General features: G+C 62.8%; 11 protein-coding genes. 7 read left to right on the top strand and 4 right to left on the bottom strand.

All coding sequences use genetic code 11. From position 1 onward, the window contains the following. The first annotated feature begins 9 nt into the window (after nt 1-9). The gene (locus V2I08_RS01770; RefSeq protein ID WP_349633629.1) at nt 10-1,332 is read left to right on the top strand and encodes an MFS transporter; all 1,323 of its coding nucleotides are present in this window, start codon (nt 10-12) and stop codon (nt 1,330-1,332) included. 12 nt (nt 1,333-1,344) lie between these two features. Here the strand turns inward: V2I08_RS01770 and V2I08_RS01765 are convergent, their stop codons facing one another. From V2I08_RS01765 to V2I08_RS01750, 4 genes are read right to left on the bottom strand one after another with little or no spacing between them, the layout of a single operon-like run. Then, nucleotides 1,345-1,701 carry a dihydroneopterin aldolase gene (locus V2I08_RS01765; protein ID WP_349633628.1) on the bottom strand — a complete coding sequence of 119 codons (357 nt, stop codon included), beginning with the start codon at nt 1,699-1,701 and terminating at the stop codon, nt 1,345-1,347. After that, a complete protein-coding gene (folD, locus tag V2I08_RS01760) occupies nt 1,698-2,558 on the bottom strand; it encodes a bifunctional methylenetetrahydrofolate dehydrogenase/methenyltetrahydrofolate cyclohydrolase FolD (protein ID WP_349633627.1) in 861 nt (286 codons plus the stop codon). The genes V2I08_RS01765 and folD overlap by 4 nt, the downstream gene beginning before the upstream one ends. A 7-nt stretch (nt 2,559-2,565) precedes the next feature. Continuing rightward, on the bottom strand, nt 2,566-3,420 hold the full coding sequence (gene purU / locus V2I08_RS01755) for a formyltetrahydrofolate deformylase (protein ID WP_349633626.1): 855 nt from the start codon (nt 3,418-3,420) through the stop codon (nt 2,566-2,568). Nucleotides 3,421-3,446: 26 nt separating this feature from the next. Next, nucleotides 3,447-4,316, bottom strand: a complete 870-nt coding sequence (locus V2I08_RS01750) for a methylenetetrahydrofolate reductase (protein WP_349633757.1) — start codon at nt 4,314-4,316, stop codon at nt 3,447-3,449. Between the two features lie 98 nt (nt 4,317-4,414). Between V2I08_RS01750 and V2I08_RS01745 the strand changes: the two genes are divergently transcribed. The 6 genes from V2I08_RS01745 (at nt 4,415) to V2I08_RS01720 (ending at nt 13,199) form a co-directional block, all read left to right on the top strand. Further along, nucleotides 4,415-5,146: an alpha/beta fold hydrolase gene (locus V2I08_RS01745; protein WP_349633625.1), complete on the top strand. Its 732-nt coding sequence runs from the start codon at nt 4,415-4,417 to the stop codon at nt 5,144-5,146. A gap of 43 nt (nt 5,147-5,189) precedes the next feature. Further along, nucleotides 5,190-6,590, top strand: coding sequence for a syringate O-demethylase (desA, locus tag V2I08_RS01740; protein ID WP_349633624.1), 1,401 nt, complete (start codon nt 5,190-5,192; stop codon nt 6,588-6,590). A gap of 67 nt (nt 6,591-6,657) precedes the next feature. After that, nucleotides 6,658-6,933, top strand: coding sequence for a type II toxin-antitoxin system RelE/ParE family toxin (locus V2I08_RS01735; RefSeq protein WP_349633756.1), 276 nt, complete (start codon nt 6,658-6,660; stop codon nt 6,931-6,933). A 167-nt stretch (nt 6,934-7,100) separates the two neighbouring features. Then, a complete protein-coding gene (locus V2I08_RS01730; protein ID WP_349633623.1) occupies nt 7,101-8,546 on the top strand; it encodes an FN3 domain-containing metallophosphoesterase family protein in 1,446 nt (481 codons plus the stop codon). Between the two features lie 106 nt (nt 8,547-8,652). Further along, nucleotides 8,653-11,637 carry a TonB-dependent receptor gene (locus tag V2I08_RS01725; RefSeq protein ID WP_349633622.1) on the top strand — a complete coding sequence of 995 codons (2,985 nt, stop codon included), beginning with the start codon at nt 8,653-8,655 and terminating at the stop codon, nt 11,635-11,637. Between the two features lie 56 nt (nt 11,638-11,693). Then, nucleotides 11,694-13,199, top strand: a complete 1,506-nt coding sequence (locus V2I08_RS01720) for a phosphoesterase (protein ID WP_349633621.1) — start codon at nt 11,694-11,696, stop codon at nt 13,197-13,199. Nucleotides 13,200-13,488: the final 289 nt, after the last annotated feature.

Raw genomic sequence — 13,488 nt, 5'->3', positions numbered from 1 at the left:
ATGTCCCCCATGTCGAGCATAACCCTGCCTGCGGATGATCCGCGTAGCATCCTGGCAGACCGGCCGATGCGCCTGCCGCAGGTGGTGGCGATCTTCATCTGCTTTCTGTTGAATGCGCTCGACGGGTTCGACGTGCTGGCGGTGACTTTTGCAGCGCCGGGCATAGCGAAGGATTGGGGTGTCGGCCCCAGCGCGATCGGCATCATCGTGTCGACCGGCCTGGTTGGCATGGTGATCGGGTCGCTGACGCTCGGCCAATTGGCCGATCGCATCGGGCGGCGGCGGCAGATCTTGCTGTGTCTGGTCATCATGACCTTCGGCATGCTCGCCTCCGCCTTCGCGACCGGCGTGGTGATGCTGAGCGTGCTGCGCATTCTGACGGGCCTTGGACTGGGCGCGATGCTGGCGGCGATCAACGCCATGTCGGCTGAGTTCGCCAATCGCCGCCGCCGCGACCTGGCGGTCAGCATCATGGCGGCGGGCTATCCGGTCGGCGGCATCATTGGCGGCTGGGGCGCGGCGCAATTGCTGCGCACCGACGGTTGGGAAGCCATCTTCCTGGCGGGCGCAGGCGCGACCGCGCTGATGATACCGCTCGTCCTGATCTTTCTGCCCGAATCCATCGGCTGGCTCGCGACGCGCGGCGCGCCCGATGCGCTGGCGAAGATCAATGTCATTTTGCGCCGCCTTGGCCAACCGCAAGCGGCGCAACTGGTCGCGCTGAACCTGCCCAAGGCGTCGATGCGCGCGCTGTTCCTCGATCGCTACCGGGTCATCACGATCGCGCTGATCATCGTCTACGGCCTGCATATGATGACCTTCTACTATGCGCTGGGCTGGGCACCCTCGCTGGTGGTCGATCTGGGGTTCGACCCGTCGCGCGCCAGCATCGTGTCGGTCTTCATGAATATGGGCGGGGCGATCGGCGGGCTGACGCTGGGGTTCCTGTCGCCCTGGCTCGGCCTGCGGCGGTTGTTGCTGCTGGCCATGGCGGGGGCGGGCATCGCGGTCGCCGTGTTCGGCGTGGTGCCGGGCGACTTCCTCTGGTTGCAGATTGCCGCCTTCGTGCTGGGCTTCCTGGCCAATGGGTCGGTCGTGGGCCTCTATGCGCTGATCGCCAATGTCTTCCCCACCACCTTGCGCGCGACGGGTACGGGCGCCGTGATCGGCTTCGGACGCTTCGGCGCAGCGCTTGGCCCGTTCCTGGCGGGGCAATTACTCACCGCCGGGGCAGGGCGGGGGTTGACCTCGCTGCTGCTGGGGCTGGGATCGCTGGGGGCTGCCGCCGTACTGCTGGCGGTGCAGATGCGCAACGCGGACGAGAATGGCTAGGGTAGGGCGCGCTTAGCCCCGACGGACCGTCACTTCGGCCCCGGCCATGCCGCGCGTCAGTGCGAAGGGTTTGTCGACGCTGACCCGCGCTTCGACGACGCCGTTCATCGCCAGGCAGCAGGCACCCAGCCTTTGTGCGAACATCTCGATCAACGGGATATGCACCAGCGCCAGATCTTCGGCGGCCTGCGCCACTTTGCGATAATCGACCGTCTCGCCGATCGCCTCGACCTGACCCACCGTCAGCGTCAATTCGACCGAGATGACCAGCGGTTGCCGCCGTCCGATCTCGTCGGGGTTGATGCCGATATCGGCCAGCAGGGGCAGGTCGCGCACCCGGACCTTGGTTGTGCAGATATTGTCCGTCATGCCGTCGCCCTTTCCGCCGCCAATACCGTATTGTGCAACAGGCAGGCGATGGTCATCGGACCCACGCCACCCGGCACCGGCGTCACCGCCCTGGCATGGTCCAGTTCCTGCGTCGCGCAATCGCCGACGAGCTGCGATGATCCGTCCGCCTGCGCGATGCGATTGATGCCGACGTCGATCACGATCGCGCCAGGCTTGACCCAATAGCCGCGCACCAGATGCGGCGCGCCTGCCGCCGCGACGATGATGTCCGCCTTGCGCGCAATGTCGGGCAGGTGCAGCGTTTCGATATGGGTGACGGTGACCGTCGCCTCCCGCTCCAGCAGCAGCATGGCGACTGGCTTGCCGACGATATTGGATTTGCCGATCACCACGGCGTTGAGGCCGCGATAATCGTCGATCACGCTGTCGAGCAGGCGCATGATGCCAAGCGGCGTGCAGGGCACCAGTCCGCCGGTGCCGGTAGACAGCCGCCCGACATTGACCGGGTGGAACCCGTCGACATCCTTGGCGGGATTGATGCGGTCCAGGACCAGCGCCGCGTCGATATGGGCGGGCAGCGGCAACTGGATCAAAATGCCATGGATGGCCGGATCGCCGTTCAACTGGTCGATCAAGGCGAGCAGGGCGTCCTGCGGATGATCGGCCGGCAGCCGATGTTCGACCGACCGGATGCCGACCCGCGCGCATTCGCTGATCTTGCGGCGGACATAGACTTGGCTCGCCGGATCATCGCCGACCAGCACCACCGCCAGCGCGGGCGGCTCGCCCGTCTGCGCGACGATCGCCGCGACGCGCGCCGCCGTCTCGTCCGACAGGGCGCGCGCCATGGCGCGCCCGTCGATGATCTGCGCCATGGGCTTTTTAGGCCTTGAAGACGACGGTGCGCGCGCCGTTGCGGAACACCCGACCCTGCAGATGATGCTGCACGGCGGTCGCCAGCACGCGCCGCTCGATATCGCGGCCCTTGCGCACCAGATCGTCGGGCGTGTCGGCATGGTTGATGGCTTCGACATCCTGATGGATGATCGGCCCTTCGTCGAGGTCGGCGGTGACATAATGGGCGGTGGCGCCGATCATCTTGACGCCGCGCGCATGCGCCTGGTGGTAGGGCTTGGCGCCCTTGAAACCGGGCAGGAAGCTGTGATGGATGTTGATGCAGCGGCCCGACAGGAAGCCCGCCAGATCGTCGCTCAATATCTGCATGTAGCGCGCCAGCACGATGAGGTCCGCGCCGGTTTCCTCGACGATCGCCTTGATCTGCGCTTCCTGCTGCGGCTTGGTATCCTTGGTGATCGGCAGATGGTGGAACGGCACGTCGCCGATGAGCGATATGGTCAGCGCCTCACGCGGATGGTTGCACACGATGCCGACCACATCCATGTCCAACTCGCCGATGCGCCAGCGATAGAGCAGATCGCCCAGGCAATGGTCGAACTTGCTGACCATCAGCAGCACCTTCTGCCGCTCGTTGCGGCGGCGCAGATTCCATTCCATGCCGCGCTCGTCCGCCAGTCCGGCAAATGCGGCGCGCAGCGTTTCCACGGCGTCGGGCGCGATTTCAAATTCCACCCGCATGAAGAAGCGATCGGTCAGCTTGTCGTTGAATTGCTGCGCGTCGGTGATGTTGCCGCCCTGCTGAGTCAGCAGGGTGGCGACATCGGCGACCAGACCCGGCCGGTCGTCGCATTGCAGGGTCAGGGTGCAGATTTCACTCACATCGCTTCTCCGGTAATCATGCGCGCTCAGTGGCGGGCCGTATAATCATTGATCCATTCGACGGTCTTGGTCAGGCCGCCAAAGGGGTAGAAGTGCAGGCGGACCTTGCCATGCTGGTCGCCAAGGCCGCTGGCAAGCGCGTCAACCAGCTTGTCGGGACCGGCGGTGCCTATGAGCTTGGTGATCGAAATGCCATATTTGGTCAGCACCGATGCCGATGCCCCGACGCCACAGCGGGCGGCAAAGCGCATCAGCGTCTTGATGCCCGCTGGCCCCGGAATGCCGATCCGCACCGGCGCGTCGATGCCGCGCTGCCGCAATTCCGCCAGCCAGCTTAGCACTGGGGCGGCATCGAAACTGAATTGCGTGACGATCAATGGAGCCATGCCGCGCTGCTCTATTTCCGCGCATTTTTCGATCAGCACGGCGAAACATTGGTCGGGCGTCATATTGGGATGCCCCTCCGGGTGGCCACCAACACCGATCGCCTTGATCCCGGCGTGCTCGAACGCGCCGGTGCGAATGAGCGCCATGCTGTCCGAATAGGGTCCGGCCGCTTCGGGCGGATCGCCCGCGATCACGAAGCAGCGCTGGACGCCCGCTTCGCGCACGACCGCGGCCAGATAGGTTTCGAAATCATCGCCCGATTCCAGCCGCCGTGCGGAAAAATGCGGCATCGGTTCGAACCCCAGCGACCGCACCAGCTTCGCCGCGGCAATGCGCGCTTCCAGCGATTCGCCGGGCAGGAAGGTGACGGCCACCGGCGTTTCGGCCGCCATGGTTGGCGCGGCCTCGCGCAGCGCATCAATGTCCTTCGCGGTGATCTCCAGCGAATAGCCATCGGTCATGCCCTTGGGCGGCAGATCCCAGTTCGGATGGATCGACGGCAGGGTCATCATTCTCTCCCATGATGGTGTTCGGGCTGGGCCACGCGGCTTTCCTCGATGCATTTTCCTCTAGCGCAACTGCTCGCGTTCGTATAGATGAAATTTTCATGAGTGCGAAATCAACCGATCAGCATGGCCCCGCCGCCCCGCTCATCATCCTTCCGGGGCTGATGTGCGATTCGCGCATGTTCGGCGCGACGCTCGGCGCTTTCCCGGATAGCCGCGCGATCGACGGCTATTATGGCGGTGCGGACCGGATCGAGGCGATGGCCGACCATGTGTTGGCGCATATGCCCGCGCGCGCGTCGCTGCTGGGCCATTCCATGGGCGCGCGCATCGCGCTGGAGGTCGTGCGCAAGGCCCCTGAACGGGTCGAGCGCCTGGCGCTGGTCGATACCGGCGTTCACACGCCCAAGTCCGGCGAGCGCGAAGGCCGCTATGCGCTGCGCGACCTTGGCCGGACGCAGGGCATGGCTGCGCTGGTGGCGCAATGGCTGCCGCCGATGCTCGGTTTTGCGGGGCTGCGCAACGAAGCGTTGATGGACAGCCTCTATGCCATGACCGTTTCGGCGGGTCTGCCGGTCTATGAGGCGCAGATCGAGGCGCTGCTCAACCGCCCGTCGGTCGATGCGCTGCTGCCGACCATCGCCTGCCCGACCGTCGCCATGGTCGGGCGGCAGGATCAATGGTCGCCGGTCGCCCAGCATGAGGCGATCGTCGCCGCCATTCCCGGCGCACAACTGCGCGTTGTTGAAGGGGCGGGCCATATGATGCCGGCCGAAGCGCCCGAAGCGTTCAACCAGATCGTGCGGGAATGGCTGTCATGGCCGCCTGCATGAATGACGATTTCAGTATGTTTTCCGTGTCTAAGGAGAGAATGGAATGAGTGGTAAGTCTCTGCAGCAATTGCTCGACGAAAAGGGCGATATCGTCACATTCCTGCGTAACCAGCAGGTTGGTCCCAACGTCTATCCGGGCGTGCCGGGCGAATATAGCAACTGGCGCGACGAACAGCGTAGCTGGGCGGAAAGCTCGGTCCTGTTCAACCAGAGCTTCCACATGGTCGACCTGCTCGTTACCGGCCCCGGCGCGTTCGACATGCTGTCCTACCTCGCCCCCAACAGCTTCAAGGGCTTCGTGCCGAACCGCGCCAAGCAGTTCGCCCCCGTCACGCCCGAAGGCTATGTGATCGGCGACGTCATTCTCTTCTATCTGGAAGAAGAAAAGTTCGAGCTGGTCGGCCGCGCGCCGTCGATCGAATGGGTCGAATATTGGGCCTCGACCGGCAAGTGGGACGTCAAGGTCGAGCGCGACGAGCGCACCGCCGCCCGCCCGCTCGACCAGCAGGGCTATCGCCGCAACTATCGTTTCCAGTTGCAGGGGCCAAACGCCATGGCCGTGCTGGAAAAGGCGATGGGCGAAACCCCGCCGGACCTCAAATTCTTCCACATGGCGCCGATCATGATCGCGGGCGTCGAAGTGCGCGCGCTGCGTCACGGCATGGCCGGCCAGCCTGGTTACGAACTGTTTGGTCCCTGGAAGGATTATGACACCGTCCGCAATGCCCTCATTGAAGCGGGCAAGGACCATGGCCTCACCCTGTGCGGCGGTCGGACCTATTCGTCGAACACGCTGGAATCCGGCTGGATTCCCTCGCCGCTGCCCGCCACCTATACCGGCGAAGGCTCCAAGGCGTTCCGCGAATGGGCGAGCGAAAACAGCTATGAAGGCAAATGCTCGCTCGGCGGCAGCTTCGTCTCCGACAATATCGAGGATTATTACCTCAACCCGTGGGAGCTGGGCTATGGCATCATGGTCAAGTTCGACCATGACTTCATCGGCCGCGAAGCGCTGGAGAAGATCAAGGATCAGCCCCACCGCCGCAAGGTGACGCTGGCGCTCGACAATGAGGATATCGTCCGCGTCATGAGCTCGATGCTCCAGACCGGCGACAAGGCCAAGTTCCTCGAATTCCCCAGTGCCGTCTATTGCATGCATCCCTATGATGCGGTGCTCAAGGACGGGAAGACGGTCGGCCTGTCCACCTGGATCGGCTACACCATCAACGCCGGTCGCTTCCTGGCGCTGGCGATGGTCGATGCCGAGTTCGCCGAACCCGGCACCGAAGTCACCCTGCTGTGGGGCGAACCTGATGGCGGCACGTCGAAGCCGACCGTCGAACCCCACGTCCAGACCGAAATCAAGGCGATCGTTTCCTCGGTCCCCTATTCGGAAGCCGCGCGCGACAATTATGCCGACGGCTGGCGCACCAAGAACGCCTGATCACTTTTCCTGAGCGGGAAGCAACGGGGGATGCCGAAAGGCGTCCCCCGTTTTCGTTCGAGCGTTTCTGCGGGCGCAGCGCGATCTGGAAGGAATATTCGATTATACCACCGAAAAATGGGACCTGTCCCAGGCCCCGCACAATACCGATCTGATCGAAGCCGCCTGCGCCGAACTGGCCAAAGCGCCCCAGCAATCGCAGGGTTGGGCATATATCCGGCCCGGCTACCGGCGGCTCAGCGTCGAGCGGCACATTCTCTATTTTCGCTGCACGACCTATGACATCGCCGTCATCCGCTTCCTGCACCAACGCATGGATGCTACCCGCCACCTTTGGCTGTGAACTAACCCGATAGAGCATATCGGAAATCAGGTCAGCCACCGCCCGAACGGCGTATTTATATGACAATGCCTCATTTTTTTGTCATCATTCTGCAACGACCACGCCGCGCAGATGCCATCAACCGTCCCTAGGGCGGCACCGGGTCAAAAAAATGGGGTGGGTCAATAATGAGAAAATTCGCTGCTTTAGCGGCGGTGCTGGCATTTGGGCTGTCCATAGGAACGGTCCCGTCAGCCGCGCATGAAGCCGGGCATGAGATGCCGCCATGGCAGGGGGCCAGCGCCTGGCCCGACCGGGTCATCGCCACATTCGAAGCCGATCCCGCAACCTCGCTGGCGATCAGTTGGCGAACCGCGGCGAACATTACCGCTACCCGCGCCGAAATCGCGCTCGCCACACCCGATGCCCGCATCGATCTCGCAGCGCGTAGCGTACCTGCCCAGACCGAACGGGTGGAACTCGACAAGCTGATGGTTGCTGGCAGCCCGGTAGCAGTAGCGGCCAATGAAGCGCTGCCCGCCGTCGCCTATCACTCCGTCCGCTTTGACGCACTGAAGCCCGATACGCTCTATGCCTATCGGGTGATGGGAGCGGACGGTCACTGGAGCGAATGGTTCCAGACCCGCACGGCACCGCTTTCGGGGCCTGTGCGCTTCATCTATCTGGGCGATGCGCAGAATGGCGTGTTGTCGCTGTGGTCGCGCACGATCCGTGCCGCCTTCCAGGCTGCGCCCGATGCCCGCTTCATGTTGCACGCGGGCGATCTGGTAAACCGTGGTAGCCGCGATGCCGAATGGGCCGACTGGTTCAAGGCAGGTGGCTTCCTGCACGCCATGGTTCCGGCCATTCCCGTGGCCGGCAACCATGAATATGATCAGACAGCCCCTGGCGAAAGTGACCGGATGAAGCTGCTGAGCCATTTGTGGCGTCCGCAATTTCGCCTGCCGGTGGAAGATAGCCTGCCTGCGGAAGTTCAGGAAACCGCTTATGTCGTGCGCTACTCGCCCGACCTGCATATCTTCGTGCTCGACAGCAACCAGCGCGACATGACGATCCAGGCGCAATGGCTCGACAGCCAGTTGAAGGCGTCGAGCGCCAAGTGGCGGATCGTGACCATGCATCACCCCGTATTCAGTTCGGGTAAGGATCGGGACAATGCGGGTTCGCGCGAAATCCTGTTGCCCGTGCTGCTGCGCCATAATGTCGACCTGGTGCTGCAAGGCCATGATCACACCTATGCGCGCGGGCTGCTCGATGCCAGCGTGCAGGAGCCGCGCCGTCGCGGCTTTGCGCAGGGCGACAAGCTGACGACCATGTTCGTCAATTCGGTATCCGGTCCCAAACAATATCAGTTCCGCAAGGAAGGCTGGGACGATTATGCCCCGACCGGCGTGAAGCTGGAACGGCAGGGCGAAAATGGGCAGTTCTTCCAGGTCATCGGTATCGATGGCGATCGGCTGAACTATACCGCCTATACGACCGATGGCGTCCAATATGACCATGTCGTCATCGAAAAGCGCGGCAATGCCAAGCGCCTGATCAAGAATGACAAGGCTGCGCCGCCGGTCCGGCGGTTCGACAACAGCCTGCCGTATAAAAGCCCGAATTTCTAAAGGTCGGCCCGCCCTTTAAGAGGGCGGCCCGTCTTTCCCTTTTCGACAACCAGCCTGCGCGTCGTTGCGCGTGGGGTATCCCTTCTTATTGCCGATGGAGATCGACATGATTCATTCCTGCCGCGCCACCCTGCTTGCTGGTGCCGCCCTGTGCCTGTTCACATCCCTGCCTGCCGCCGCCCAGATGACCGATAGCGGCGCTGCCCAGACGGCCAGCGGCCAGATCAGCGGCGTGGTGGTCGATCGCAACGGCAACCTCGTTGCCGGTGCCACCGTCCAATTGGAGGGATCGAACCTCGTCGAAACGACGGGTGCCGATGGTCGCTTCCTGATCCGCAGTGCGCCGGCGGGTCAGGCCCGCGTGCTCGTCCGCTATTTCGGATCGGATTCCGCGACGCAGGACGTAACTGTGGCGGCGGGCAGGACGGCTGAAATGCGCGTGGCCATGGGCGGTGCGGATATTGTTGACCAGGACGGCCAGATCGTCGTCATGGCGTCGCGCCCGATCGCCGAATCCGAAGCGGCGGCACTCCAGTTGCAGCGTTCGTCCACCGCGCTGGTGAGCATCATCGCCGCCGACAGCATCGGCCGCTTCCCCGACCAGAATATTGCCGCGTCGCTTGGCCGCCTGCCCGGTGTCGCCGTGCAGCGCGACCAGGGTCAGGATCGCTTCATCAGCCTGCGCGGTGCACGTACGAGCTGGACGACGATTTCGTTCGACGGCATCAACGTAATCAGCCCGGCGGGTCGGACGACCCGTTTCGACACCATCCCATCGGCCATCGCCAGCAAGGTCGCCGTGCGCAAGGCCGTCACCGCGGACCTCACGGGTGAAGCCGTGGCCGGTCAGGTGGATATCATGACGCGCAGCGCCTTCGACTATCCGGGCCTGAAAGTCGCGGCTGACGTGGGCCTTGGTTTTTCCGAACTGGGCGGCGGGCGTCAGTATAATGTCACCACCCATGTGTCGGATCGCTTCTTAAACGACACCGTCGGCATCCTGCTGTCGGCGTCGCGGTTCGAAATGGACATGATCACCGACAATTTCGAAGCGGGCTGGGAAGTGGCCCCCGAAGACCGCGAGGCCGGGTCGGAATCGCGTATCTGGGCTCATAATACCCAGAACAAGCTATACCGGCTGACCCGTTCGAACACCGCGTTCAGCGGCCGCCTCGACTGGCGTCCATCCAGCGAGCATGAATTTTTCCTCAGTTCGGTGCATACCGAATTCCGGGACGACGAACTGCGCAGCGCTTATGTGTTCGACTTTGATGACGGCGCAGTGCGCACGGACAACACAGCGCCGCAACTGACGGCGCGCCGCACCGGCTATGCCGATATTCGCACCGGCAACACGCCGCTCAACGGCACCATCTATGGGGGCGAAATCGACAGCACGCTCAACAGCAATTCCTCGCGTCAGCGCATCTTTACCAACACGCTGGGCGGCAACCATATATTGGGGGATTGGGGTGCCACCTGGCGGCTCAACTATACCCGTGCCCAGGCGGATAGCCGTCCGCCTTTCGGTTCAACCTGGCGCAGCCCGGCCAACCGGGCGCTCCGCCCCAGCATCGTCTATGATCTGAGCAATCCCCATCTGCACAAGGTCCAGCTCTATGATACGCTGGTCGATGCCAATGGCAATTATTCGCTTGGCCGCCTGCGTGATGCCATCACGCCGACCGAGCTGGAATTTGTGACCTTCACGCGCAACAATCAGCGTGACCAGACCGATGCCTATACCGCGCGGCTCGATTTCGACCGCGTCATCCAGCTATTCGGTCATGATACCAAGATCCAGTTTGGCGGCCAGTATAACAAGCGGACCAAGGAATCGAACCGCACGGTCATCGAAGCGCGCGCCGCCGATCTTGAGAAGGCGGGCATCGCCCTGCCCCGCCAGGAAGCGTTTGCGTCCAACGATCCCCTCAAAGTCGGCATTCCGCTGGGTTACAGCTTCCGCTATTTCGATAGCGAGGCTGGTGCAGCCCTGCTCGACAGCTATATTGCCGCCGGTGCTGCGCGCATTCAGCCCAACACCTCGGAAAACAACAATTATGTCGTGACCGAAAAAGTCTATGCCGGTTACCTGATGGGCACGATGTATTTCGATCGGGGCAATATCGTTGCTGGTGCCCGTGTCGAGCGGGTCGACAATACGGGGACGGCACTGGTCAATTTCGGCGGCACCTTCGTTCCGACCACGACTGGTTCGGGCAATACGATGGTGTTCCCCAGCATCCACCTCAACTATGACGCGACGGACGAGATCAAGCTGCGGCTTTCGCTCAATACGGGTGCGGCGCGGCCCGATTACACGCTGCTGCGTCCCAATTTCACCTTCTCTGACGAGACGGATACCGTGTCGGGCGGTAACCCCTTCGCCAAGCCGGAAAAGGCGGTCGGTGTCGATGCCTATTTCGAATGGTATATGGCCAATCGCGGCTTCCTGTCCGTGGGCGTCTATTACAAGAAGATCCGCGACGTTCTGTTTAGTTCGCAACTGCCGCAATTCGGCAGCAACGTGCTCAACAGCGATGGGATCGACCGTTCGGTCTATCTCTACAACACGACGATCAACGGTGGCAAAGGCGAGATCAAGGGGCTGGAGCTGGCCTACTCGCAACCGTTCGAAGGTCTGCTCAAGAGCATCGGCGCACCCGAATGGCTGCAAGGCTTCGGCTTCCAGGGTAACCTTACGCTCAACGACTCCAAGGCGACGACCCCCGACGGCCGCAACGTGAAGTTGCCCGGTGCGTCTGACCTAATCTACAATGCCTCGCTCTACTACGAACAATATGGGCTGTCGCTGCGCGCGAGCTGGCAGAAGCGTGACGCCTGGCTTGATGGGCTTGGTGATCCGGACGTTGGCGACAATTATTGGGGCAGCGTCGGGCGTCTCGACATGTCGGCCCGCTATGCCATCAGCCCACGGGTCGAATTATTCGTCGATGCCAATAATCTGCTGGACGAGCCGGGCATCCGTTATGTCGGCAATCCGTCGCGCACGATCGAGTTTGAGAAGTTCGGCGCGCGCTTCATGGGCGGTGTTCGCATCAACCTGGGGGGCAGTGGATCGCGTCGCTGACGCGAGCGCGAATACCATCGTCAAAGGGCCGGGTCGGCCAGTTTCAAGGATGTAAAATGAAGCCACTCTTCCTATTTCTAGCCTTGGCTGGTCTGCTCCCGGCCAGTGCGGTGCTGGCCCATGATGACCATAGTCGCCATGGCGGGCTGGCCGAGGCACCGCCGAGCGATCATGCGGCGAAGCCTGGCTCGTCCAGGGGGCGGCGCTGGATGGCCGGCGACCATCATATCCACAGCGAGTTCAGCGCCAGCTATAAAGTCGACCCGGCAGCGCCGGAAACACCGCCCAAGCCGCTGTTGGGGAAGGATGGTCGCTACGCGATTGCGAAGAATGCGGAGATGGGGGCCAGTTTCGGCCTGCGCTGGATGGTGTCTACCGATCATGGTGGCCCGCTCCATTCCCGGCTCAATTTCGAACAGGCCTATCCGCAATTGCTCGTCGCGCGGAAGGCCGTGCCGCAAATATTGATCTTCTACGGCATGGAGTTCGACACGCCAGGCGGCGACCATAGCAGCCTGATCATCCCGTTCACGCGCGGCGAGCGTGAGCAATTGCGCGATATCGAATCGCGCTTTTCGAAGCGGGAAGCGCATCCGAGCGATCCAGCCCGCGATACCGAACCCAAGATGATCGAGGCCCTGCGCTATATGCGGGAGCAGAAGAAGCTGCCGGTCCTGATTGCCAACCATCCGTCGCGTTCGGCCAAGGATGTCGGCGTCTATGGGCAATATACGCCCCGCGAATTCCGCGACTGGAACGATACCGCGCCCAATGTCTCGGTCGGCATGGAGGGCGCGCCCGGCCATCAGGCAGGAGCCATCAACCCGGATGGCAGCAACGACCCCGAAGGTGCGCGTGGCGGCTATCGCAATTCGCCAACATTGGGCGGCTTTGACCAGATGACCGCGCGCCTTGGCGGTTTCTGGGATTCGATGCTGGGTGAAGGGCGGCGCTGGTGGATCACCGCCACGTCCGATTCCCATTATAATTGGCGCGATGGCGGCAGTGATTTCTGGCCGGGGGAATATTCCAAAACCTATGTCCATGCCCGTGGCGATCATGCCGACGTGCTGGACGGGCTACGCAGCGGGCGGGTGTTCGTTACCACCGGCGACCTCATCAGCGAACTGGACGTGACGGTGCAGGCCAAGGGCGGCAAGCAGGCGGCATCCATGGGCGGCACGATCATGGTGAAGCCGGGCGACAATGTTGACGTGGTCATCCGGCTGCGCGATCCGGCAGGGGCCAACCATGGTGGACGGACGCCTGACGTGGCGCGCGTCGATCTCATCATGGGGGACGTGACCGGGCCGGTCTCCGACCGCAGCGCGGATCGCAACACGACCACCAGGGTCGAACGGCGCTTCACCGCCAATGACTGGCAAAGGGGCGGCGAAGTGTTGACGATGCGCCACACCCTCAAGGACGTCCGGGGGCCAATCTACCTGCGGGTGCGCGGCACCAGCACCCAGGAAGCAGAACCGTCCTCCGATCCCAAAGGGGAAGATCCGTGGAGCGACCTGTGGTTCTACGGCAATCCGCTGTTCGTGACAGTGGGATAGGATTGGGGGGGGGGGCTTTGGGCGAAGGCGCGATCTACCTGAACCTCGCGCCTTCGCTGGGGTGAGGTTCAGTGTGAGAAGCGGACCGTGGATTTCCACCCGATCTTGGCCATCGACACCCAGTTGGTCAATGCCCCCAAAACCCCTTCCAATGTAGGATTTCCTCTGATCTATCCTCATGGATGGGCCAGTCCCCCAAACCACCCCAGACGCACGCCATGGTCAGGCAGAGGCGATGTCGCGCCACTGGCGCGTTGCCGTCGCGTCACTGTGACCCAGCAGTGACTTC

The sequence above is a fragment of the Sphingobium sp. MK2 genome, assembly GCF_040170545.1.
Lineage (GTDB): Bacteria > Pseudomonadota > Alphaproteobacteria > Sphingomonadales > Sphingomonadaceae > Sphingobium.
The sequence above is the reverse complement of the archived record's forward strand: the minus strand, read 5'-3'. Positions and strand labels throughout refer to the sequence as shown.